The organism is Candidatus Pelagibacter sp. FZCC0015, from assembly GCF_007833635.1.
Lineage (GTDB): Bacteria > Pseudomonadota > Alphaproteobacteria > Pelagibacterales > Pelagibacteraceae > Pelagibacter.
In genome coordinates, this window is the sequence record NZ_CP031125.1 from 110,735 (window position 1) to 135,418 (window position 24,684).

The 24,684-nt window shown below is 31.2% G+C and carries 27 protein-coding genes; 12 read left to right on the plus strand and 15 right to left on the minus strand.

What is annotated here, in order from left to right; genetic code table 11:
• Positions 1-5: 5 nt before the first annotated feature.
• Genes DT059_RS00635 through DT059_RS00665 form a run of 7 tightly spaced genes read right to left on the minus strand, consistent with a single transcriptional unit; the run spans position 6 to position 7,289 of the window.
• Positions 6-380, minus strand: a complete 375-nt coding sequence (locus DT059_RS00635) for a cytidyltransferase (protein WP_072090468.1) — start codon at positions 378-380, stop codon at positions 6-8.
• The gene (locus DT059_RS00640) at positions 377-787 is read right to left on the minus strand and encodes an adenylyl-sulfate kinase (protein ID WP_145595893.1); all 411 of its coding nucleotides are present in this window, start codon (positions 785-787) and stop codon (positions 377-379) included. Before DT059_RS00640 ends, DT059_RS00635 begins: the two co-directional genes overlap by 4 nt.
• Positions 787-2,022, minus strand: coding sequence for a M24 family metallopeptidase (locus tag DT059_RS00645; RefSeq protein WP_145595895.1), 1,236 nt, complete (start codon positions 2,020-2,022; stop codon positions 787-789). Before DT059_RS00645 ends, DT059_RS00640 begins: the two co-directional genes overlap by 1 nt.
• Entirely contained in the window at positions 2,019-2,645 is a 627-nt protein-coding gene (locus tag DT059_RS00650; RefSeq protein WP_145595896.1) for a class I SAM-dependent DNA methyltransferase, read from the minus strand. Before DT059_RS00650 ends, DT059_RS00645 begins: the two co-directional genes overlap by 4 nt.
• A complete protein-coding gene (locus DT059_RS00655; RefSeq protein WP_145595898.1) occupies positions 2,645-5,050 on the minus strand; it encodes a GcvT family protein in 2,406 nt (801 codons plus the stop codon). Before DT059_RS00655 ends, DT059_RS00650 begins: the two co-directional genes overlap by 1 nt.
• The gene (locus DT059_RS00660; RefSeq protein WP_145595899.1) at positions 5,050-6,090 is read right to left on the minus strand and encodes a homocysteine S-methyltransferase family protein; all 1,041 of its coding nucleotides are present in this window, start codon (positions 6,088-6,090) and stop codon (positions 5,050-5,052) included. Before DT059_RS00660 ends, DT059_RS00655 begins: the two co-directional genes overlap by 1 nt.
• 11 nt (positions 6,091-6,101) lie before the next feature.
• Positions 6,102-7,289 (minus strand): aromatic ring-hydroxylating oxygenase subunit alpha, encoded by a 1,188-nt coding sequence (locus DT059_RS00665; protein ID WP_145595901.1) that lies wholly within the window; start codon positions 7,287-7,289, stop codon positions 6,102-6,104.
• Between the two features lie 271 nt (positions 7,290-7,560).
• Between DT059_RS00665 and DT059_RS00670 the strand changes: the two genes are divergently transcribed.
• The 5 genes from DT059_RS00670 to DT059_RS00690 all read left to right on the plus strand — a co-directional run bounded on the left by DT059_RS00670 (position 7,561) and on the right by DT059_RS00690 (position 12,346).
• A complete protein-coding gene (locus tag DT059_RS00670; RefSeq protein ID WP_075536413.1) occupies positions 7,561-8,571 on the plus strand; it encodes a glycine betaine ABC transporter substrate-binding protein in 1,011 nt (336 codons plus the stop codon).
• A gap of 49 nt (positions 8,572-8,620) precedes the next feature.
• Positions 8,621-9,508 carry an ABC transporter permease gene (locus DT059_RS00675; protein WP_145595903.1) on the plus strand — a complete coding sequence of 296 codons (888 nt, stop codon included), beginning with the start codon at positions 8,621-8,623 and terminating at the stop codon, positions 9,506-9,508.
• Between the two features lie 57 nt (positions 9,509-9,565).
• Positions 9,566-10,294 carry a methylenetetrahydrofolate reductase gene (locus DT059_RS00680; protein WP_145595904.1) on the plus strand — a complete coding sequence of 243 codons (729 nt, stop codon included), beginning with the start codon at positions 9,566-9,568 and terminating at the stop codon, positions 10,292-10,294.
• Complete coding sequence (locus DT059_RS00685) at positions 10,287-11,645, plus strand: aminomethyl transferase family protein (RefSeq protein ID WP_145595906.1); 1,359 nt, start codon at positions 10,287-10,289, stop codon at positions 11,643-11,645. The genes DT059_RS00680 and DT059_RS00685 overlap by 8 nt, the downstream gene beginning before the upstream one ends.
• 155 nt (positions 11,646-11,800) lie before the next feature.
• Positions 11,801-12,346, plus strand: a complete 546-nt coding sequence (locus DT059_RS00690) for a hypothetical protein (RefSeq protein ID WP_075536389.1) — start codon at positions 11,801-11,803, stop codon at positions 12,344-12,346.
• Here the strand turns inward: DT059_RS00690 and DT059_RS07265 are convergent.
• Genes DT059_RS07265 through DT059_RS00705 form a run of 4 tightly spaced genes read right to left on the minus strand, consistent with a single transcriptional unit; the run spans position 12,343 to position 15,746 of the window.
• The gene (locus DT059_RS07265) at positions 12,343-12,510 is read right to left on the minus strand and encodes a hypothetical protein (RefSeq protein ID WP_168189248.1); all 168 of its coding nucleotides are present in this window, start codon (positions 12,508-12,510) and stop codon (positions 12,343-12,345) included. The genes DT059_RS00690 and DT059_RS07265 overlap by 4 nt on opposite strands.
• Entirely contained in the window at positions 12,503-13,114 is a 612-nt protein-coding gene (locus tag DT059_RS00695) for a DUF3726 domain-containing protein (protein ID WP_145595908.1), read from the minus strand. The genes DT059_RS07265 and DT059_RS00695 overlap by 8 nt, the downstream gene beginning before the upstream one ends.
• Before the next feature lie 2 nt (positions 13,115-13,116).
• The gene (locus DT059_RS00700; RefSeq protein ID WP_145595909.1) at positions 13,117-14,778 is read right to left on the minus strand and encodes a hypothetical protein; all 1,662 of its coding nucleotides are present in this window, start codon (positions 14,776-14,778) and stop codon (positions 13,117-13,119) included.
• 2 nt (positions 14,779-14,780) lie between these two features.
• Positions 14,781-15,746, minus strand: a complete 966-nt coding sequence (locus DT059_RS00705) for a membrane dipeptidase (protein WP_145595911.1) — start codon at positions 15,744-15,746, stop codon at positions 14,781-14,783.
• Positions 15,747-15,840: 94 nt separating this feature from the next.
• On the opposite strand from DT059_RS00705, the gene purE reads away from it, so the two are divergent.
• The 6 genes from purE (at position 15,841) to DT059_RS00735 (ending at position 19,504) form a co-directional block, all read left to right on the plus strand.
• A complete protein-coding gene (purE, locus tag DT059_RS00710) occupies positions 15,841-16,332 on the plus strand; it encodes a 5-(carboxyamino)imidazole ribonucleotide mutase (RefSeq protein ID WP_145595912.1) in 492 nt (163 codons plus the stop codon).
• Position 16,333: 1 nt separating this feature from the next.
• On the plus strand, positions 16,334-17,380 hold the full coding sequence (locus DT059_RS00715; protein WP_145595913.1) for a 5-(carboxyamino)imidazole ribonucleotide synthase: 1,047 nt from the start codon (positions 16,334-16,336) through the stop codon (positions 17,378-17,380).
• On the plus strand, positions 17,381-17,848 hold the full coding sequence (locus tag DT059_RS00720) for a GNAT family N-acetyltransferase (RefSeq protein WP_145595915.1): 468 nt from the start codon (positions 17,381-17,383) through the stop codon (positions 17,846-17,848). It abuts the gene before it with no gap.
• Positions 17,849-17,965: 117 nt separating this feature from the next.
• Positions 17,966-18,172 carry a cold-shock protein gene (locus DT059_RS00725; RefSeq protein ID WP_008545539.1) on the plus strand — a complete coding sequence of 69 codons (207 nt, stop codon included), beginning with the start codon at positions 17,966-17,968 and terminating at the stop codon, positions 18,170-18,172.
• A 141-nt stretch (positions 18,173-18,313) separates the two neighbouring features.
• Positions 18,314-19,060, plus strand: a complete 747-nt coding sequence (locus DT059_RS00730; RefSeq protein ID WP_145595916.1) for an aspartate/glutamate racemase family protein — start codon at positions 18,314-18,316, stop codon at positions 19,058-19,060.
• Positions 19,061-19,063: 3 nt separating this feature from the next.
• A complete protein-coding gene (locus DT059_RS00735) occupies positions 19,064-19,504 on the plus strand; it encodes a hypothetical protein (protein ID WP_145595918.1) in 441 nt (146 codons plus the stop codon).
• Here the strand turns inward: DT059_RS00735 and DT059_RS00740 are convergent.
• On the minus strand, positions 19,494-19,934 hold the full coding sequence (locus DT059_RS00740) for a hypothetical protein (protein ID WP_145595920.1): 441 nt from the start codon (positions 19,932-19,934) through the stop codon (positions 19,494-19,496). The genes DT059_RS00735 and DT059_RS00740 overlap by 11 nt on opposite strands.
• Before the next feature lie 52 nt (positions 19,935-19,986).
• Between DT059_RS00740 and DT059_RS00745 the strand changes: the two genes are divergently transcribed.
• A complete protein-coding gene (locus DT059_RS00745; protein WP_145595922.1) occupies positions 19,987-20,835 on the plus strand; it encodes a DMT family transporter in 849 nt (282 codons plus the stop codon).
• 10 nt (positions 20,836-20,845) lie between these two features.
• Here DT059_RS00745 and DT059_RS00750 read toward each other — a convergent pair whose 3' ends face one another.
• From DT059_RS00750 to DT059_RS00760, 3 genes are read right to left on the minus strand one after another with little or no spacing between them, the layout of a single operon-like run.
• Positions 20,846-21,433, minus strand: a complete 588-nt coding sequence (locus DT059_RS00750; protein WP_145595924.1) for a sarcosine oxidase — start codon at positions 21,431-21,433, stop codon at positions 20,846-20,848.
• Positions 21,430-24,426, minus strand: a complete 2,997-nt coding sequence (locus tag DT059_RS00755) for a sarcosine oxidase subunit alpha family protein (protein WP_145595926.1) — start codon at positions 24,424-24,426, stop codon at positions 21,430-21,432. Before DT059_RS00755 ends, DT059_RS00750 begins: the two co-directional genes overlap by 4 nt.
• On the minus strand, positions 24,426-24,665 hold the full coding sequence (locus DT059_RS00760) for a sarcosine oxidase subunit delta (protein ID WP_240704602.1): 240 nt from the start codon (positions 24,663-24,665) through the stop codon (positions 24,426-24,428). The genes DT059_RS00755 and DT059_RS00760 overlap by 1 nt, the downstream gene beginning before the upstream one ends.
• Positions 24,666-24,684: the final 19 nt, after the last annotated feature.

Genomic DNA, 24,684 nt, shown 5'->3' on the forward strand with positions numbered 1-24,684 from the left:
TAATTTTATTTTAACTTTCCTTCTTCTCTCATTTTTGCTCTTATCTTAGTAGCTGATATTTTTTGAGTTTCTTCATCCAAAACTATTTCCTCAATCTTATATCCAACTCCCCTACCATAACAAATATTTGTAATATTAGGTACTAACATTATTTTAAATTGTCCTTCAAATTCAGGATTTAATCTGTCTTCAATGTTTTTTTTTACTGTTTCAAAATCAAAAGGATTATCATCTACACCTTGCACATCTCTAATTTGAATACAAACCTGTCCTGTTTTTTTAATAATTTCTTTAAACAAAGTATAATGTCCATCGTGGAAAGGTTGCCATCTTCCTAGCATTTGTGCTGTTGGTTTTTTGTTATCCCATTGGTGTGTCATTTTTTTATCTCCTCTATTATTTTTGGTGCCCAATTTTTTGCATCCTGAGTTGTTACGTGAAAATCAAAATTCTGAGGATTAACAAACATTTGGTTAGTGTCTTCAAATCTTCCTTTTTTAATTGTATCGACCCACACTCTAAAATCTGCTGGAAACAAGCTTCTTGCTTCAGGGGTTGGTGCAATAAAATCTGCTATTACATAATGTCCCTCTGCTTTTAATTTTAAAGCTGCCTCAGCCATTCTTTTTGCCTGTCTTACTCTTCCCTCTTCAGAAAAATCCCAATCGTTTGCAGCTTTTCTTACTTCGTCTGCATTTAATCTTTTTGCATTTAATAGTGGTGCCATTTCATTTGCTAGAGTTGTTTTACCTGCTCCAGGTAATCCCATTACTAAAATAATTTTCATTAAATATCTTCTAACGGATGATGGGACATTAATTCAAGTCCATTTTCACCAATTAAATACTGTTGCTCAAGTTTTACACCCTCTTTGCCGCCAACTTTACCGATATAGCTTTCAACAGTTATAGTCATATTTTTTTGAAAAATTCCGCCACGCTCACCTCCATCTGTAGGATATCTAATTGCAGGCCACTCATCACATAAACCAATTCCATGAACCATTACTGAATAACGGTTTGGATAATATTCCTCGGGTAATACCCAAGATTTTTCTGTAAATTCCTGAAAAGTCATTCCGTCTTTTATTAATCTGGAATTAAAATTTATTTGCTCCATAGCCATTGAATATAATTTTTTTTGTTCATCATTAAATTTATTTCCTACAACAAAAGCTCTGGAAATATCTGCGCAATATCCATAAGGACCAACCATATCAGTATCAAAAGCAACTATTTCTCCCTGTTGAATAACTTTGTTACTACTTTCTTGCATCCATGGATTTGTTCTTTCACCAGAAGATAAAATTCTACATTCAATCCATTCACCTCCATTTTCGATATTTGTTTTGTGTAAAATTGACCACAATTCATCTTCAGTCATTCCTGGTTTAAGATCTGATCTCATCTTAGATACACCTTTTTCTGCAACTTCTATTGCTGCTTTCATGCAAATTAATTCATCAGGGGATTTTATTACTCTTGCTTGTTCTAAAATCAATTTTGCATCTACAACTTCAATACCTTCTTTATTTAAAGCTGCTACCGCAGGACCATTTAAAACATCAATTGCAATTTTTTTTGATTTAAAATAATTCTTTGATAAATCTTTAACTTCACTTATCCATTTTGATAATTGTAGATTTGCTTGGTCTCCATTACTAAAATAATCCCATGTGATTGCAGGTCTTATTTCGTCAATTAGATTTAAATGCTTTGATAATATTTCACAATTAAAATACTCATAAAGAATAGTTGGCCCATTAACCGGAACAAAACAATATCTTGTCAAATTATGCATATTATAGACACTCATGTTCACAGTATCTAAAGCATAACGAACATTCACTGGATCAAATAGAATACAAGCTTCTAAATTATTTTTTACTAATTCTTTTCTAACCCTATCTAAACGATATGATCTTAACTTATCAAAATCAATCTCGTCTTCTCTTAATCTTTTTTTTGTTATAAAATTTTGTCTTGGTTTTATCTCAGGAGCTATTTTTCTTCTAAACCTCATAATACCCTATATAAACCTAACCATGCGTTAACATCTTTGCTTGCAATATAGTCGGATTTAAAAAATTCTAATTCTTCCCACCTCTTGCTATCTTTGAGTATATCAATTTTTTTATCAAAACCATACTCTTCATGAATTCCCTCATTAATCGTGAAGCAAATTAAACCACCTGGTTTTGTTATCCTTATAAATTCGTCTAATGCATTTGGTTTTACATGACCAAATGTAAACGTACCTACACACATCAATCCACCATAAAAATCGTCTTCAGATTCAATTGGTTGGTTTAAATCTACTTTTACTAATTTTTGATAAAGATCTTTTGGAACTGTATCTAATAAAGTTTGAGATAAATCAGCTCCATGAAAATTTTTGAACCCATATTTTTTTAACTCAACTCCAACTAAACCTGTTCCACAGCCTGCATCAAAGATTAGTGTATCTTTATTATTTTCGTGTTTATTGAAAGTTGCTACGGTTTCTTTAGGTCCTGTATAGTTCCAATCAACCATGTCTTTATTGTATTTATCTTTGTCTCCCCACTCATCGTAGTACTTCATAACTTCATCAGTAGTTTTAAGCTTATAAATTGGAATTTTGTTTCCTACATCTTTTTGAGCCATTAGCTTCTCATTTTTTGACCACTTGGATCATAAAGTGGTTCTTTAATAATTGAACAATTAAATAGATCTCCATTTATCTCTACTTGAATTTTATTTTCAGATTTAATGTTTTTTTGATCAACAAAAGTGAACGCTACACTTTTATTTACAAAATGCGCAAAACCACCTGAAGTTACATAGCCAATGCTTTGATCTCCATTCATAACAGCTTCATTATTTGTTACATCAATATCATTGGTTTCAACAATTAAAGGTATAAGTTTGTTTGAAGAATTTTCCTTTTGTGCACTTTCTTTACCAATAAATTCTTTATCCCAATTAATAAAAGCATCTAAACCTGTCTCCTTTGCTGTAAAATCTGGTCTATAATCTAAAGTCCAAGCTCCCCAATTTTTCTCCAATCTCATTGACATTAATGCTCTTCCACCAAAAGGTTTAATATTAAATTCTTTACCAGCTTCTATTAATTCTTCATAAAGTTTTAATTGATAATGGGGTGCTACATAAATTTCATATCCAAGTTCACCAGTAAATGAAATTCTATTTATTATTGCTGGAACTCCCCCAACAAACATTCTTCTAGAGTCTCTAAATTTAAATTTTTCATTTGAAACATCATCTCTTACAATTTTTTCTAAAACTTTCCTTGAGTTAGGTCCTGCAATAGACAATCCATGATACTCGTCAGATCTGTTGGAGTAACTTAAATTAAATTTTCCTAAATGACTTTCAAACCAACGTCTATGCATTTCTTGAGCAGCTCCAGAACCAAATACCATGAATTCATTTTCATCTAAACATGCCACAGTTAAATCACCACACAACTTTCCTCTATATGACAACATTGGTGATAAAGATATTCTTCCTGGTTTTGGAAGTCTTCCAGCCATTATGTGATCTAAAAATTTTCTAGCATCAGGACCTTTGAATTCATGTTTTGAAAAGTTGGCAACTTCGATTAAACCAACATTTTCTCTTACATTAATAACTTCTTTTGATACATAATCATGAGATCTTGATCTTTTTATTGTTGGTTCCTCATGAGCATCTTCTTTATTATTTGCAAACCACAAAACATTTTCCAATCCAAAGCTATCTCCCATAACAGCACCTTGATTTACAAAACGATCATACAGCGCAGTAGTTTTTTGTTTTCTTCCTTTTGGTAAAGTTTCATTAGGAAATGTCATTATAAATCTTCGTTCATAGTTTTCTGAAGATTTTATTGTTCCATATTGAGGGGATGCATAATCTCCAAATCTTGCAACATCCATTGCCCAAACATCAATGGAAGGTTCACCATCAATAATCCATTCAGCTATACATTTTCCAACACCTCCTCCTTGACAAAAACCAGCCATCACACCAACTGCAACCCAATAATTTTTCATTCCTGGTACTGGACCAATAAGAGGACTTCCATCTGGACCAAAGGTAAAAGGACCATTTACTATATTTTTTATTCCTGCTCGCTCTAATGCTGGCATTCTCTCAAATCCAATTGCCAATCTATCTTCGATATTATCTAATTTTGGTTCAAGTAGTTCATGACCAAAATTCATTGGTGTACCTTCTACTTTCCAAGGGGTTGATTTTGGCTCATAAGTTCCAAGCAACATTCCTTTGCCTTCTTGTCTAAAGTAAATATTTCCCTCAAAATCTGTACCTATAGGTAATCTTTGATCACCCATTGCTTCAATTTCTGGAATAGGTTCAGTGATTAAATAATGATGCTCCATTGGTTGAACAGGAAGATTAAGTCCAGCTAATTGTCCAACTTCTCTTGCCCACAAACCACCCGCATTAATTACTATTTCAGCATTGATATTTCCTTTTTCAGTAAAGACATCCCAGGTTCCATCTTCTTTTTGTTTCGTGTCTTTAACAACCGTGTGAGTGTAATATTTTCCACCATGAACTTTTGCGGCTTTTGCAAAAGCATAGGTAACTCCTGATGGATCAACTTCACCATCAATCGGATCCCACAATGCAAGCAAGTATCTAGACGGATCAATTAATGGGTGTTTCTTTTTTACTTCTTCTAAAGAAATAAATTCTTGATCCAGCCCCATGTATCTTGCTTTTGATCTTTCTCTCTTTAAATAATCAGCCCACACTTCATTTGATGCTAAATAAAAACCTCCGCTAGGTTTAAATCCAGTTGAATGACCAGACTCTTTTTCAATCTCTTTATATAAACCTATTGTGTAAGCCATCATCCGAGAGATATTAGGGTCAGATGAAATTACATGAACATTACCTGCAGCATGCCACGAAGAACCTGATGTTAGTTCATTTCTTTCAAGTAAAATACAATCCTTTAATCCAAATTTAGATAGATGATAAAGTATAGAGCACCCAACTACACCTCCACCTATGATTACTACTTTGGCATGCTTTTCCATTAATATTTAATTTCCTTGTTTACTTTTTTCAAAGATTTATCAGTGCCGTGGTGAAAATGTTTGCTCATATCTGGCATATATTTCATTGAAATTGGTTTTTTACCAATTGCAACAGACATTTCTCTGACATGATGAGCTTCAGCACCACAACATATACCAATAAAATTTATTTTATTCTGAACACAATCTTTTGCAAATTCTGCCATTTCAAATCTGTTACAAAATAAATTATCTAAAGCTACGGGGAATGCATTTCCACCAGGAATACAATCACAACCATGATCAGTAATATTTAAAAAACCAGGTTCTACCTCTGTAGTTCTGTAAGGAACTGGAAGTCCTGATACATGACATGAAACTTTGTCTCTAACTTTTTTTAAAAGTTTCATTGTCATCTCTGGTCCTCTGTAACAATTTAATCCAACTACATCAGCACCTAGATCTTCCATCATCTTACATGCGTCTTCAGCACTGTGTCCTTCTCTAGTTTTATCCCCTCTAGGAATTGCAAAATTGCATACCGCAATAAGTCCAGCATCCTTAATTGCTTTTAGTGCAATTTTCATTTCATCAGTCCAGCTTATTGTTTCAGCAATAACAAAGTCAACTCCAGCCTCTTTTGCCCAAGCAACTTGCTCTTCGTACATTTGTTGACACTGCTTATGAGTATTTGAATCACCTGGATCAAATACGTTTGTATTTGCCACATCTCCACAAACCATCAAATCTAAATCTTTAAATTCAGCCGCAGCATCTTTTGCAATTTTAAGAGCACCTTTTTGCATTGGTTCTAGAAGATGTTCTTTGCCAATTATTCTAAGTTTTTCTCTATGACCATAATAAGTAAATGCTTGAACAACATCTGAGCCTGCTCTGATAAATTCTCTATGTAATTGCGTTACTACCTCTGGATGTTCTAAAACAACTTCTGGAACAAATGGTCCTGCTGAAAGATAACCTCTTCTTTCCATTGCAAAAAGATAGCCTTCTGCACACATTATTGGACCTTCATTTAATCTTGTAATTAGATCTTTTTTCATAATTTACCCTCTCATTTTGTTAAGTTGGTTGCAACCCACTTATGAAACATCAAAGTAGGAGTATCCATTACAGGTGAAAAATTCCCACCATTGTAAGCTGGGGAATTTCGCCCGTTTTGCATTCCTTCTATTGCAGTTACATCTTCATTCATAACTTCTTGCCAAAATGCAAAATTTTTTTCTCTTATGTCTTTAAACTCATCACTAGAGGCACTTTCGTCTCCAACATAATATAATTCAAAATGTTCTTTAGTTTGATTGTTAGAAATTGGCTCTAACCAAAATGCATAGAAATGATCAATATGTATTCCTAACATTACGTTTGGATATAATGATACATATTCAGATTTTTCAGAAAGTTCAGTAGGCCAGTTAGGAAAGCATTTAAATTTAATGTTTCCATCAAACTGTTGTGAATATTTATTACTTCCTTGTCCTGAAAAATTTAAATTCTCATCTTCAATATGATAGTGATCTGAAATATTTGAAACTTTATTTAGTTCTGGATGTATCCACGGCAAATGATAACTTTCACAATAATTCTCAATTGCAAATTTCCAATTACTATTTACTGTCATATTAAAATATCCTTTATCAGTTGAGTGTCTAATTAATTTTTGATCTTTTTTAGAAATAAACTTAGACCATCTATCCTCTAGAGGTTTAATAAAATCTTCAAATGGCTTTGCGTTAGAATTAATATTAATAAAAATTAAATCCATCCAAATATTTGAATTAATTTCTTTTAAGTTACTATTATTTTTATCAAACCCTTTAACCTCATGTTTTCCTAGTCCTCCTATATGTGGAGTAACAGTTAATTTTCCATTAAAATCATAGGACCAGGAATGATAAGGGCATCTAATTACATTTTTTAATTTACATTCCTGATCAACTAGTTTGAAACCTCTATGACTACAAACGTTATGAAAAACTTTTACTTCGTTCTCTTTGTTTCTAACTATTAGTATTGGTATTCCTAAAAGATTAAAAGGTTTTGCATCGCCTGGATTTGGTACAGAACTTGCAACCCCAATCATCGTCCAATTATTTTTAAATATTTTTTCTTTCTCAAACTCTAAATAATCATTATTCAAATAACATTCATTAGGTAATCCATGAGCTTTCTCTATAGGATTTTTAACAACTTCAATTTTATTTGGATCTAAGATATCTGATAATTTTTTATTTAAATTCATAAACCTCCTTTTTTTAATTAATTAAAAAATTAATCGAGGCTTAAAATTATCTTTCTCTAATTATGATTTGTTGAAAAACAGTTTTGCAATTTAAAATATAAACAAATTCTTTGAAAAAAAAATTTGCAGAAAAAGTCATTCTTAAACCCTAAACAAAAATTTAGGTCAGTTAAAGACAATTTTACTTCAACCAATAGTTGAATTAAATTTGCATTATAAGCCTCAATATGTTCAATTTAACTTTTAAATGAATCAAATGTTGGGAGATATAATGAAGATTAAAAGAATACTTCTTTCACTAGCTGTTGTGTTTGGTCTTACTTCTTTTGGAAGTGTTGCAAATGCAGCTTGTGGAAATATAACGATCGCTAATATGAACTGGGCTTCAGCAAACTTTATGGCTGAAGTTGATAAGATCATATTAGAAGAAGGTTATGGATGTTCAGTAGAATTAGTACCTGGTGCTACAATGCCTACGTTTACATCTATGCAAGAAAAAGGTGAGCCAGATGTTGCTCCAGAATTTTGGGCTAACGCTGCTATCATCGCTTTGAATAAAGCTGTTGATGAAGGAAAAATGCACTCACTTAATAAAGCGCCAATTACTGGTTTGGGTGAAGGATGGTGGGTATTACCTCACACACTTAAAAAACATCCAGAGCTAACAACTGCTGAAGCAATTTTAGCAAGACCAGATCTGTTTCCTCATCCAGAAGATCCATCAAAAGGTGGTTTTCATATTTGTCCTCCAGGTTGGAACTGTGAGCTAAGTAATAGAAATCTTTACAAAGCTTTTGATATGGAAGCAAAAGGTTGGGCTATTGTTGAAACAGGTTCTGCTGCAGGATTAGATGGTTCTATTGCCAAAGCAGCTGAGCGAGGTGAAAACTGGTTTGGTTACTATTGGTCACCAACAGCTATCATTGGTAAATATGATATGAGAGCTGTAGATATGGGAGCTTGGGGTGGAAAAGATAACTGGGATAAATGTATAGTTTTACCAGAACAAGAATGTGGAGACCCTAAAGCAACTTCATGGACAAAATCTGAAGTTTACACAATCGTAACTGACAATTTCAAAAATACAGCTGGAAGCGCTGGTATGGAATACTTTAAGAAGAGAACATACCCAGGTCCAGTTATGAACGGTATGTTAGTTTGGATGGGTGAAAACCAAGCAGAAGGTGCTGATGCTGCAATTGAATTCCTTAAAACTCAAGAGAGCGTTTGGAGTAAATGGGTTTCAAGTGATGCTGCAAAAAAAATCAAAAAAGCACTTTAATTAAAAATATTATCAAACCCGCTTCGGCGGGTTTGATTTAATAAAAATTATGGACTTCTTTAATAAAATTCCTGTAATGGATAGAACAGCTCTTAGAGAGCTTAAAAAAGGAATTGACTCTAGTTTCAAAGAATTTTCAAGAGCTTATGGAGATGGGATTGAGGGTTTTTTTGATCCACTATTACATTTTTTAATTTGGTTAGAAAAATTATTAGTAAACAGTCCATGGCCTTTAGTAATTGGTGTATTTGCTTTATTAGCTTGGATTGGATCAAGAAGTATTAAGCTTGTAATTGGTACAGTGGTTTGTTTCTTGGTAATTGGCTATTTTGGAATGTGGAAAAATTGTATGGCGACCGTTGCAATAATATCTGTTTCTACATTAGTTTGTATTGTTGTTGGAATACCGATTGGAATTGTAATGTCAAAATCCGCTAGAGCAGAAAAAGCAATTTTACCTGTTTTAGATATGATGCAAACCATTCCAAGTTTTGTGTATCTTATACCTATAATTATGCTTCTTGGTATTGGTAAAGTGCCTGGTTTACTTGCTGTATGTATTTATGCCCTACCCCCTATTGTAAGATTAACAAATCTAGGGATCAGAGAAGTTGATAAAGAGACTTTAGAGGCCAGCGAAGCTTTTGGGGCAACCCCAATGCAAAAATTAAGATCAGTTCAAATCCCACTTTCTTTACCAACCATTTTTGCTGGGATAAACCAAACGATTATGATGGCTTTAGCAATGGTAGTGATTGCTTCAATGATAGGTGTAAAGGGCTTGGGAGTCCCTATTTTACAGGCTATTTCCAACCAGTATTTAGCACTTGGAATGATGAATGGTTTAGCAATCGTGGCTCTGGCAATTATCTTTGATAGAGTAACTCAACAGTACGGACAAAGAATTCAAAAGCACAGAGGTCAGTTAAAAAAGTAAATTAGTCTCAATCGAATTTTCTAGACTCATATTTCAAAATAAATAAAGATCTTCCCTATGAATTTTTCATTGGAAATAGGTCCTAAAACAGAGGTTGATACAGTTCCAGCGTTGTCTGACATTTATATAACAATGCTACCTGGGGGTGATTATAGAGAAACTGCTGATAAAGCAGTTGAACTTGTAAAAAAAGGATTTAATCCCGTACCTCATTTTCCTGCTAGATCAATGCATGATGAAAAAGAACTTAAAGATTATGTTTCTAGATGCAAAGATGGAGGCGTAAAGCAGGCCTTAATTATTGGAGGCGGGAGAGAACCAGTAGGTAAATTTGATAGTTCATTTCAACTTTTGGAGACAGGTTATTTTGAAAAAATGAAAATAGGAATTGCTGGACATCCTGAGGGGAGTCCTGATATATCCGATTCAGATTTAGAAAAAGCTATGATAGATAAAAAGCCTTACGCTGATTATATTGTAACACAGTGGTTGCTAGATCCTCAGCCTATTATAGATTTTATTTCTAAGCAAAGCGTACCAGTGCATGTGGGAATTACTGGGCCATTAAAAATATCTAGCTTAATTAAATTTGCTAATATTGTAGGGGCAAAAAATTCCTTAAACTTTCTTAAATCTAATTTTAGTAAGGCATTGGATTTATTGAAACCTAAAGACCCTAATGATTTAATTGGGAAAGTTAAATCGCATACTGATAACTTCCACATTTATACATTCGGCGGCTTGAAGGAAACTAACAAGTGGTTGAGGGAGAATAGTTATGTCTAATGAATTTGACTATACTAAATTAAAACATGTTACTTCTGTTGATCAATCAGATAGAGAAGTACCATACAATTTAAGACAAAGTGGGCCAACAAAAGTTGAAATGTTAATTTCAACAAGGGTAAGAAAGTCACCTTATTGGCATTTATCAATGCAGGCAGGTTGTTGGAGAGCAACTGTATACAATCGTATTTATCACCCAAGAGGTTATGTAAAACCTGAAGATGGTGGAGCTATGGTTGAATACGATGCGATCGTAAACCACGTTACAATGTGGAACGTTGCTGTTGAAAGACAAATAAGAGTAAAGGGTCCAGATGCAGAGAAATTTACGGACTATGTAATCACTAGAGATGCAACAAAAATTTCTCCAATGAGAGCAAGATACGTGATTTTGTGTAACGCTTATGGCGGAGTTTTAAATGATCCAATTCTTCTAAGAATTTCAGAAGATGAGTTTTGGTTTTCATTATCAGACTCTGATATTGGAATGTATTTACAAGGTGTTAATGCTGATGGAAGGTTTAATTGTACTATTGAAGAAATTGATGTCAGTCCAGTTCAAATACAAGGACCTAAATCAAAAGCATTGATGAAAGATCTATGTGGCGATCAAGTTGATTTTGATAATATGCCTTTCTACGGCTTAGCAGAAGCTAAGGTTGGAGGAAGAGATGTTGTAATTTCACAATCTGGTTTCTCAGGAGAGGCTGGTTATGAAATTTATCTAAGAAATTCTACTTTGTACGCTGAAGATATGTGGAATGCTGTGCTTGCGGCTGGAAAAAAACACAGCTTAATGGTTATTGCTCCTGCTCACCACAGAAGAATTCAAGCGGGCATTCTTTCATGGGGACAAGATATGGATCAACAACACAATCCGTTCCAATGTAATTTAGGTTATCAAGTTTCTTTGTCTGGAAAAGGAGAGTGGAACAAAACTGCTGATTATGTCGGTAAGGCTGCACTAGAAAAGATGAAAGAGGAATTAAAAGCGGGGAAAAAACCTTACAAACTTCAACTGGTTGGTATGGAATTAGGTGGTAAACCTATTGATAATTATGCACCTGACTTTTGGTTAGTTTCTCCTGAAAGTGGTGGAGATCCAGTAGGATTTTTAACATCACCATGGTGGCACCCTGAAAAGAAAACAAATATTGCAATGGGATATGTTCCTTTCGATGGAACGTTGAATGCAAATGGTTTTCCAAAAGGAAAAGTAGGAACTAAATATAAAGTTCATCTACCAGAACAATATTCAGAAACTCCAGGAACACCTGTAGATGCTGTAGTGGTGGATATTCCATTCAAAGAGTCTTTCAACGCAAATACAAGAGAAGTTGTAAAAGGCTAAAATTTACTATAGGGGAGCTAATTTCAGCTCCCCTTTTCAATTCTAATGACCAAAAGTTTTCTAATAGCAGTTTGCATTATCATTGCTATTGCTTTAATAATATTTCCATTAATTGTTTCTTATAGGGCTCAAAAAAATAAAAATAAAAAAAATTAATGTTTGCTGAATTTTTAAATATAATTTTTAAGTCAATAAAATTAGACAAAACTCTTTATTCGGATAATAAAAATTTTGGAGAAGCATCAATATACTTTGCTGGGATTATAATGATCTTAGATGGTATCGCTGGCGCAGTAGCAGCTAATACCATTATTAAAACAGCTATTGCAATGTCCGGTCTAACTGCAATAGTTACTTGGCTAATATGGGCGATTTTTATTTTTGTAATTGGAGTTAAATTATTTCCTGATAAGCAAACCAAAGTTTCATTCAAAAAAGTTTTAACAGCTGTTGGATTTGCACATGCCCCTGGTTTATTAAGATTTTTTGCAGTCACACCAGATTTAATGATACCAATAATTTTTCTTACCCAGTTTTGGATTTTTGCAGGTTTAATAATTTCAACTAAACAAATATTGAATTTAAAATCTAATTTTAAATCTTTTGGGATTGTACTTTTATCCTTTTTAATTATTGCTTTTTTATCTATCTCATTTGTAATGAGTAGAATGAATATGCTTCCAGTAAGTCAAATCAGTTAAAGTGGAAAAATAGTCTTAGACACTCTACAAGATTTACATAATTTAAACCCAGTAAGAATTAAATTTTGAGTGACACTTTCGTCTTCCTCTTTGCATTCATCACAAATATTGTTTAATTCTTCAGTATCTACCTTTAGATTTTTTTCATCTATTTTATCAATCATTATCTGTCAAACCAGCGCCTGCTGCACCCTCTTTTAAGCTGTCACTCTCTTCAACAAAAGTTTCTTCGGATAACTTGTATAAATTATTCCATTCTTCGTCTGTAAAGTTATCTTCATTTTCAAGTAGATTGACCTCAATTGTATTCGCTATCTTTGGAAATTCTTGATCAATAAAATTTGAAAAAATATTTACATTTAGATTTAGTAAAATTTTTTTTTCATCTATTTTTACATTAATTTTTTTTCCAATAATTTCTGATGAACGACTTATGAAGGAAATAAAAATTATTGGATAAGCAACATTTTTAAACTCAATTTTTTTTAAATTTTCTAAAACATTTATTTGATCTAAAAAACTAACACCTAAAGTAATTGGACAGTATGGATTGTTTGATGAAGAATTATTTTCACTAATTAAATTTAAATTTTCAAATTTACTTTTATTTTTTTGATTAAAATATTCATTAAGGTGCTTAATACCTGGTAAACTAAATAGCTCTAACAACCTTATACTTTTTCCTGTTTCCTCAGAAACTCCCCAAGAATATCCCGCTGCCTTTGAAGCTCTTTTAACAGTAGTTTCAATTTCACTCAGTGATTTCATTATTAAATATTAGTTTTATATACCCACTGCTCATCATAACTTTTTAGCTCATTTGGAAGTGGAGCACCTTGGAACATACAAATTCTTAACCATTTGTCAGATCGTGGATCAAATTTTAATGCACCAAAAAAAGATAATTTTAATCTTAGCATATCAATAGGCATTAAATCTTTACCAATTGTATTATCTTGTATTTCTGAATAAGGAAATTTTTCTACAATGAATGCTCTCCTCACGACATGTCTTAATTCAGAATTTGATGTTAAAAATTCAGCAATAGTTAAACTATTTTTTGAGACTAATAATTTGTCATAAAGTTTTTTTATATCTCTTGCTATTGCTAAAGGCTGTTCTAATTCTGATCCATGCTCCTCAAAACGATCAGCTAATCTAGGTTCCTCTTTATTTTTTGAAATAAACCAAAAGTTTTTATTATTTTCTTTTTTTTCAAAATTAATATCTAAAATGTTTGGATACTTTGCTTCAATGATATTTCGTAATTCTTCAACTTTTCTATAAGTTGGAATATTAAAATATTTTTCTTCATCTGAGCTCATTTCTTTAACCAAAGGATTTACAATATTGTTGTAGGGTTCCATCATTATTGAAACTATGTATTCGATACATTCCTCGCAAGTATTATCCTCCAACCATTGATATATTTTGTTAAAAGGATATTCGCTCTCAAAATTAAAATCTTTATCTATAAAATTTAAGAATTTTTCAACATCCTTTAATAATGAAGAAATTTTTTTTTGTTGATATTCGCTATCTGTATTCCAGCTTGTAATATTTCTTAATGATTTTTTTACACAATCTATAAATAAATCACTATCTTGACTTTCTACATCTTTGATTTCTCTAATTTTCTTAAGTGCTTTTTCTCTACTTAAAATCCAATTATTTAAAAGAGTTGGGTGATTGACTATAAATGGAGCCATACCTAGGCCAGTAGAATTGCCAATTCCCAAGTTTTTACAAATATTATCATCTAACTTAACAGCTATTTTTGGATTTTTATGATAAGCAACGTGATTAACTTGATCAAAAGTAAATTGTCTTACCAAATAAACCAACATCATTTCTAATCTGAATGGACCATTAATTTCTTCACGATTTTTAATTCTAAATCGATCTGCAAGACCAAACTTACCAGAGCCATATACTGCCGTAGTCCTATATAAATAGCCTACTTTTGATAATAAGTTTAAATCTGGCTGCTGACCTTTGCTTAAACTTTCAACTACGTGATTATAAATTCTTACTGATTTGTTTGCTCTCGATAAAGTTAATTCTTTATAAGAAAGTCTACCAACTTCTTGTTTTGGAACTTCATTTTTTAATCTTTCTATGTCTTTTTTTGTAGGAACTCCATCATGTAATGTAAAAGCTGCATCCCATTTTGTTGCAATAACTCTATCTGATCTTTCTTCGTCTTTGATTTCATTTGCAAAACAAACTAAAGAATAAACTCTTTTATTTTTTTTAAATGAATAAACAGCTTCTCCAAAACCATTTTCATTTAAATTAAATAAATCTCTTTTATATTCCCACTCTTTAAATTCATTAAGAAAACTTCTTAAAAAAGATAATTTTGATTGATGAAAAGATCCAAGCCTTGATAATTTCATTATCTTGTTTGGGTCTCTTAATTCAACTTTCATAATTAAATCGATTTATAAAAATTGTACCAGTTATTTCCAAGTATTCCATGTGTCTCTGTATCTGAAAAACCTGCTTTTTTTAGACCTTTTTCAATATTTGAGAACCCTCTTGCATCAAGAAACCAGTCAGGTTGTTTTGGAAAACCTGGTTTATTTTTCGAACCTTCACCATAATTTTTACTTTTAGACCAAGAACCATTTCTCATCCATTCAACAACAGTATCTGGATGATCTAAACAAAGATCTGATCCTATTCCTATTTTTTTTACATCCATTATTTCAGCAGTTTTTGCCACCATTTCACAAAAACTATCTAGAGTACAATTTGTGTTATCTTTTAAGTGATGAGGGTATAGTGATAAACCCAACATACCACCACTATCACTCAAAATTTTTAATAAATCTGAAGATTTATTTCTTTTTGCTGGATGCCAAAAAGAGGGATTAGCATGAGTAATTGCTATTGGTTTTTCACTGAATTCAATTGCATCAAGAGTGCTTTTTTCTGCAGAATGTGACATGTCAACCACAAGACCAACTCTATTCATTTCTCTTATAACCTCACGTCCAAAATTTGTAACTCCGCTATCTACTTTTTCATAACAACCAGTTGCTAGCAAAGATTGGTTATTATAAGTAAGTTGCATAAATCTACATCCTAATTCATAAACCTTTTCAACAAGATTTATGTCATCTTCAATTGGTGAACAGTTTTGAAAACCAAAAAATATTGCAGTTTTGTTTTCTTTATTAGCTTTATCAATATCGTGAAAGTTCTTACCAGGAAAAATTAAATCTGAGTTTTCATGAAACAATTTTTCCCATTTTTTAATTTCAAGTTGTAATTCATCAAAATCTTCATGGTAGACAATGGTAACATGGACAGCATCTAATCCAGCAGATCTATTGATCTCAAAGATTTTCCTAGACCAATTACAATATTGAAGATTATCAATTTTATAATTCATAGTATGCTTAACTCTAATCAATATGTATTTTAAATACTATTAATTTTATTGAAATTTTAAGTTAATTTTGAAATAAACAGATTGATCAATTTTCATGAAAAAAAATAGTAAATTAAAAGTTTCAATCATAATGGGAAGTCAATCTGACTATAAAGTAATGAAACTAGCCGAAAAAACCTTAAAAAAAATTGGAGTTTCATTTGAAACAAAAATTATATCTGCTCACAGAACACCACAAAGAATGTATGAATATGCTGCAAAAGTTGAGCAAAATAATATAGGAGTAATTATTGCAGGTGCTGGAGGATCTGCTCATCTTCCAGGCATGATATCAGCGCTTACACATGTGCCGGTACTTGGTGTTCCTGTTGAAAGTAAAAAACTTAAAGGTTTGGATAGTTTGTTATCAATTGCACAAATGCCTAAAGGAATTCCTGTAGGAACGCTTGCTATAGGAGAAGATGGCGCCATTAATGCTGCTTTATTAGCTGCAGCAATAATTGCTAATAATAATTCAAATGTTCGAAAAAAACTTAAAAATTTTAGAACATCACAAACTAAATCTGTAAAGAAATCTCCAAAATAAAATGTCAGAAATTACTCTTGGTATCATTGGGGGTGGTCAACTTGGAAGTATGCTTGCAATAGCGGCTAAAAAATTAAATGTTAAAACTGTTGTTTTTTGTGATGACATAGATGCGCCAGCACAAAATTTTTGTAATCAATTTGTTACAGGAGGTTATGATAATAAAGAAAAAATATCAGAATTTATAAATCAGGTTGATTTGGTCACTTATGAATTTGAAAATATTCCTTATGAAACATTAAATGAAATAAACAAATTTAAACCTGTTTTGCCAAAGCCTTCGGTTAACAGATTAATTCAACATCGATTGGCTGAAAAAGATTTTGTTAATAAATTAAATATTAGAACAACCAGATATGTTTCAATTGAAAAAAAGTCTGACATAGATGCTTTAGAAGATTTTTTACCAGGAATATTAAAAACAACAACACTTGGTTATGATGGCAAAGGTCAATATCCAATTAAATCGAGTGAAGATCTTAATTCATTGAACATTGATTTTTCAAAAGGATATATTCTTGAAAAACTTGTAAAATTAAAAAAAGAGATTTCAATTATAATTACAAGATTTAGTAATAATAAATATGAAATTTATGAACCAATAGAAAACTCACACGAAGATCAAATTTTAAAATATTCAAAAATACCTGCTGATATTAATGAAAAGATTTTTAATCAATCTAAAGATTGGGCAATGCTAATTGCTGAAGAGCTTAAATATATAGGAACTTTATGTGTAGAATTTTTTATTGATAGAAATGATAATCTTTATGTTAATGAGATTGCACCTAGAGTACATAACTCAGGACATTTAACAATAAATGCTTTTAATGTGAGCCAATTTGAAAATCATGTAAGAGCTGTATGTGGTTTAGAACAAATTCCTATAAAAAAAATATCTAATGCTAAAATGATGAATTTGCTTGGCGATCAAATTACTCATTATAGAAATATACAAAAGTTTAATGAAAATGAATTTTTCTTTGATTATTTAAAAAAAGATATAAAAGAAAAAAGAAAAATGGGTCATATCACAACTTTAGTATAAATGTTAAAATCGATAGAAGGCAATTTTGATAATCTAGAAGTTAATGAGCTTCTAACCAAACATTTTGTGGAGCTTAGAGCTGCTTCTCCAGAGGGAAGTGCTCACGTCCTAGATATTCCAGGTTTAAAAGTACCATCAATTAAATTTTGGAGTTTGTGGGATAATGAAAAACTGATTGGTTGCGGTGCTTTAAAATTTTTAGATAAAGAACATGGGGAATTTAAGTCGATAAGAATTCACGACAATTTTAGAAAACAAGGGCAAGGAATTAATGTAATTAATCATTTAATTTCTGAAGCTAAAAAACTTAAAATAAAAAGATTAAGTATTGAAACAGGAGCAGGTGATTTTTTTATACCGGCAAGAAAACTTTTCAAAAAAACTGGTTTTACAGTATGCGAACCTTTTGCACACTATAAAGAAGACATCAATTCTGTTTATTTAACAAAGCTTATTGATGATAGATAAAAATTATTTTTTAATTGTTGATCTATTTTGTTGACAAAACCCAATAAAATCTAAAGAAATCCAATATTACTTAATTATAAGTAATAATTAAACATAACAAAAAGTAAGAAGAAAAATATGAGTCTACAAGGTAAAGTAAAGTGGTTCAATCCAACCAAAGGTTTTGGTTTTATTGAAAGAGAAGATAAAGAAAAAGATGTGTTTGTACATGTTTCAGCAGTAAGAGATGCTGGTATGAACGGTTTAGATGAGGGTCAAGCTTTGACTTTCGATGTTGAAGATGGTCCTAAAGGTCCTTCAGCAGTTAACTTAAAAACTGCATAATTTCACAACTTCCTATTGGCTGAAAAATTTATTTAACTTTAATTAATTTATAATTCAGCCAATACCTTATTTAAAAACAATCTTTAAACACATTTATTAATTATAGATTTAAATTATAAAATTAATAAATTAATCAAAATTATGATTGGAATTTTAGGTGGAATGGGAACTCAAGCAGGTCTTGATTTTTGTAACAAGCTTGCGGTTCTAAATAGAGGTAAAATTGATCAAGAGTATCCATTATTTTTACTTTATAATAAATCAAATATTCCCGGAAGACCTGAATCTATAGGCTCTCAAACTAAAAATCTTTCAAACAAATCTACAAATAAAACAAGTAGAGTAAAATATAATAAAGTTTTAAAGAGCTTGCTCAAAGGTTGTAAGCTTTTAGAAAAGAATAAATGTAAATTTATAGTTATACCTTGCAATACGGCACATTATTGGTTCGATGATTTACAAAATAAAATCAATATTCCAATAATTAATATGCCAAAAGAAGTTTTCAGATTTACTAAAAAAAAATGTAAGAAAAACTCCAAAGTTGGTCTCTTAGCAACTGAAGGTACTCTTAAAACTGGAGTTTATAAAAAATTTTTTGAAAAAGATTATCAATTAATAGAGCCATCTCAAAAAATACAAAAATTATCAGTTAATAAAGCAATTAAATTAGTTAAAATGGGTAATGTAAAGGCTGCAGCAAAAGCAATTAAACCTGCAATTGATTCATTAATTAAAATGAAGTGTAAAAAAATCATTTTAGGTTGTACAGAGCTCCCTATTGCGATTTTTGCATTTAAATCATTTAAAAATGTTAAATCCTCAAAAGTTTTCTTAGACCCTAACTTAATTTTGGCTCATTCAGCTATGGTCAAGCATAAAAATTAACTTATGTCTAATAAGACTGAAAAGCCATATGTGTTAAGAGCTGCTGAATTTGTTTATGAAAATATAATAGAAATTAAAAAACAAAATCCTGAAATCAATAATATACAAGCTTTTGAAATTTTCATTACTACTAAGGATTATGACATTTTAAGTTCTGGAGAATTTCATGATAAATGGTTTTTAGAACTTAAGAATAATAAATTTATTGACCAAATAACTAAAAAAAAAATTAATGAAGAAACTTTAAGACTTTTAGAACTTCAAAAAGATTCCATGGTTAAATTTTTGATGAAGATACCAAAGCTTTATTATACTAAGAGTCATTTTCCACTAGAAATTTCACAGAGAGCTTTTGATCACTTGTGGAGAGTTTGTGAAAGCTATGAAATGTGGTGCAAAGAAACTGATCAAGAAGATTTGATATATCTAAATATTATTGAGTAGTATTATTTATATAAAGTAACGATCTAGTAACTTCTATTCGTTTTTTAAGTAATTTTTGTAAATTTTGATTATCTAATTTTTGTCTAGTCATTTTAATTCTTGTTTCAACTAATTGTCTTAAGTCTTCATCAAACGAATTTTTTTGAATTTTATTTTCTATTTCTTCCTTAACCAATGTTTCTTTAATTAAAGTTAAAGAATTTTTTCCAGTTTCTTTTTCTATATGTTGATTAATAATAAATTGAGCACTAGCTTTATAAATATTACCTGAGGTAATTGCTGTCACGCTTGGACCAACTAGTGAAAGAATAGGCACAAAACCCGTCAAAAAGAAAAAAGATAGTATAACTGTTAAAATTCTTAATAGTCTAAAACTCATAGTTGAACAATAGGTGATTTGATATTTCATATCTATATTTAATTTGTTCATTATAGGTGTTGATTTATTTGATTTTACTTAATTTATTTGTTTATTGAATATAATGATTAAAATTTTTCCTTTTATATTTATAATTCTATGGTCTTCCGCATTCATAACCACTAAACCTATTATAGATAACAGTGATCCATTTGCAGCTCTAGCTTTTAGATTTGCTTTAGTTGCCTTAGGTTTTTTTTTATTTTCTATTTATTCAAAACAAAAAATTCTAGTAAGCAAAAGAAACTTTTTTGAATCTTTTTTTAGTGGCGTCTTATTTCATGGTTTTTATCTTGGTGGTGTCTTTTACTCAATTTCAATAGGTATGCCTACCGCAATAGCAGCCTTAATTGTAACCCTTCAACCAATTCTCACAAATGCATTAAGTGGTCCAATTTTAAATGATAAAGTATCTGCAAAACAATGGATAGGTGTTTTGTTAGGATTTGCTGGTGCAGGACTTGTATTGGGTTTTGATGTTGGTTCAAAAATACCAGCAGCAGGATTGATAGCAACTATAATAGCTTTATTAGCAATTACATTTTCAACTTTATGGCAAAAAAAATTAAGTAACAACTTGCCTCTACCTGTAAGTAATATGAATCAAGCTATTGGTGGATGTATATTTCATTTATCAGCAATTATATTATTTGTTGATCCGTATATTGATTTTTCACAAACATTTATTATTGCAATGAGCCATCAAATATTTTTGGTATCGTTTGGAGCATTTACAATATTAATGTTTTTAATTAAAAATAACTCAGCAAGCAAAACTGTTTCTATATTTTTTTTAATCCCAGCAACATCTGCTTTTATGGCCTGGCTTTTTTTAAATGAAAGTTTAACTAGCTTAGATTTAATTGGATTTCTAATTACTTCTATTGGAGTTTATATCGCAACAAGAGATTGAAAATTTAAGTTTATAAAGATTCAAAACCAAACTCTAGAGAGGCGTCTGTGATAGAATGATATAAAGACTCGCCAAAACTTCTTAGAGCAAATAACCTTACTTTATTTGGATTTTCACCTAACCTATCTATTGTGAAAGCTATTCCATTATAAGTTGAGTTAATTGAATTATTGTTGTCCAATGTATTAAAATTAAAAGGACATCCTTTTTTTAGAACTTCTATTGTATCATTTCCTTCGATTTCAATAATAGCTCTAGAATTAGATAAATCTGTTACAGCAAAATCTGTATCTTCAAATTTATCCACTAAACTTTTTATTAAATCTTTTTTTGTTGAAACTAAAAGCCAGTTCTTTGGTCCATTCCACATAATCCTTGTAGTTTCATTAAATACTACTGTTAAAGGTTCATTTTTTAATTTTAAACCATCAATATCAATACTCTCAAATGAAACTGAAGAATTTTTGTACTGAACTATTTGAACAATTAATAAATTTTTGATTTCAGATATTTTAAGTATATCATCTCTATTTTTACCCTCATAATCTCCAAATTGGCCTTTCTCATGTACATTTGATAAAGCTGAAATTAATGTCATGATCTAACCCTTTCACCTTTTGGGTCTACATAATGTGATGAAACTATTTCAACTGGTATTACTTTATTTTTAAGTGGCGACATCGCAAAAAGCTTTTCACCAATCATGTTTTTTCCATCTTTCAAAATTGCCAAAGAAAAAGGATTGTCATATTCAACACTCCAACATGATGCAGATATATGACCTAACTTTGGATTTGGTAATGGTGCTTTATCATCTTTAACTAAATGTGAGCCTTCAGGTATACTTGTTTTTTTATCTAATGGAACTACCCCTACTACTCTTTGTCTATCTTCAGCTGTAAATGCAGATCGTTGTAATGATCTTTTTCCAATAAAATCTTTCTTTTTACTAACAAGACCTTCTAAAGCGTTATCGTATGGAATTGTTCTACCATCAAGTTCTGATCCAGCAACATGTCCCATTTCAATTCTAAGAGTTGATAATGCTTCTGTTCCATATGGTTGAATGTCAAATTCTTTACCGACTTCCATTATTTTTTCCCACATAAAATTTCCATAATCAGATTCAACATTTACTTCATAAGCAAGCTCACCTGAAAACGAAATTCTAAATATTCTTGCTTTAACACCAAATAAATCTCCCTCCATATAGCCCATGAATGGCAAACCTTCATTTGATACATCAGAATTTGGAAATAATTTTTGCAATAAATCTCTAGATTTAGGTCCAGCAATAGCTGCTCCAGCCCACTGTTCTGTAGTTGAAACTACGTTCACATTTAATTCAGGCCAAACTAGTTGCAAATAATATTCTAAATGAGAAAGAACGTTTGCTGCTTGAGCTGTAGTAGTGGTCATATGATAATGATTTTCTGAAATTCTTGTAGTTGTTCCGTCATCCATAACAATTCCATCTTCTCTTAACATTACACCGTATCTAGCTTTACCAACTGGTAGCTTCAACCATGCATTTGTATAAACTCTATTTAAAAACTCTGCTGCATCAGGACCTTTGACATCAATTTTTCCTAAAGTTGTTACATCACAAACTCCAACATTTGTTCTTACATTTTTTGCTTCTCTTTTTGATCCCTCAAATAAATTTTCATTTCCTCTTTTATAATATCTTGGTCTTAACCAAACACCGGCATCAACAAAAACTGCGTTATTCTTTTCATGCCATAAATGCATTGGCGATTTTCTCGTTGGTTTTGAATGTTTTCCAACTTCTCTCCCTACTATAGCTCCAATAGAAACAGGAGTATATGGGGGTCTGAAAGTTGTATGACCTACTGCAGGAACAACTTTGTTTTCAATTTCGGATACTAACTGTAATCCATTTAAATTACTTGTTTTTCCTTGGTCTGTTGCCATTCCTAAAGTGGTATATCTTTTAACATGTTCAATTGATCGATACCCTTCTCTTAAAGCTATTTCTACATCAGATACCGCTACATCATTTTGAAAATCTAAAAATCTTTTGTAATTTTTACCTTTCGGCAATGGGACACACCAAAACTTATCATGTTGAGAAGATTTTTTTTCAACAACATTTGGAATAGTTATCTGATTATCTTTTTCAGTAATTTTTTTTGATAGTTCACTTCCTGCTTTAAATGAAGTTTTTAATGTTTCATCAAGTGAAAATACTCCATTAGCTGCACCTAAAGTGATTTCATTTTGTTTTGATTGCCCTGGAACGAATGCATCAATTTCCTCTTTAAACTTTGTTTTATTTCCTGATTGTGAAGCTAAATGAATAGTTGGTGTCCAAAAACCTGAAACGCAAATACAATCACATTGAATATTTTCTATTTTACCAAGTTGTTTTTTGTCTTCTGAAATACTTGCAATATCTGCAGATTTTACTTTTTTGTATCCTTGTGCTGCAACCACAACATATGAATTTTTAATGTTAATTCCTAAATTTTTTGCTTCATCAATTATTTCTGACTCAGCGTTTTTCCTTGAGTCTAAAACAACTGGATCTACTCCATGTTTTTTAAATTCAATTGCTGTTTCATATCCACTATCGTTATTTGTAAATACCAATGGTTTTCTTCCAACTAAAACACCATATACTTTTAAATATTCTTTAGCAGCTGAAGAAAGCATAACTCCTGGCGTATCATTATTTCCAAAAACTATCGGTCTTTCAATTGATCCAGAGGAAATCAAAACTTCTTTTGCACGAATGTACCATAGTCTTTTATTAGGATGATATTTTTTGGTTGATGGTAAATGATCGCTGACTTTTTCCGACATCACAAGCATGTTGTGATCATAGTATCCAAAAATTTGGGATCTATTTTTTACAACAACATTTGGCATTGTTTTAAGTTCTGCAATTATTCCCTCAGCCCAATCTTTTCCTGATTGATTTCCAATATTGACATCACTAGTTAGTAAAGATCCACCAAATCTTGGCTTATCTTCAGCTAAAATTACTTTAGCTCCATTTTTCGCTGCAGCATACGCACCTGCTAATCCCGAGGGTCCTGAACCTGCAATTAATAAATCGCAATATTCGTATTTATGTTCATACCTTTCTTTGTCATGTTTAGTTGAAGCTACACCTAAACCAGCTGCTTTTCTTATAAAAGGTTCATAAATTCGATACCAAAAACTTTTTGGCCACATAAAAGTTTTGTAATAAAAACCTGCTGGTAAAAAAATTTTTAGAAAATTATTGATTGCACCTATGTCAAAATTAACACTTGGCCAACAATTAACACTTTTAGCCTCTAAACCCTCAAACAACTCCTGTTCTGTAGCTTTTATATTTGGCTCTGTTTCATCATTTCTATAAAGTTGAACAACTGCATAAGGTTCATCTACACCTGCTCCAAAGAAACCTCTGGGTCTGTGATATTTAAAACTTCTTCCTACTAAATGAACTCCATTTGCTAATAAAGCTGAAGCTAATGTGTCACCTTCATAACCAAAGTAAGTTTTTCCATTAAATTTAAAAGATAATTTTTTATCTCTATTTATTAACCCGCCATTTTCAATTCTAAAAGCTTGAGTCATTAAGCAACTTCCTCATCAGCTTTGAAGGTTCTGAAAATTTCATGAGTTGCGGTATCTCTCTCAACCTTTATCCATTGTCTACATCCAGAAATATGTTGCCATAGCTCTAAATGCTTTCCTCTTAAACTTTTTCTATTGTAAACAAAATTATCCCATTCTTGATCAGAAACTTCTTTATTAAGTTCTGGTCTTTTAACGCTTGCATCACCACCATACGAAAATTCATTTTGAGACCTCATTCCACAGTGCGGGCAATTT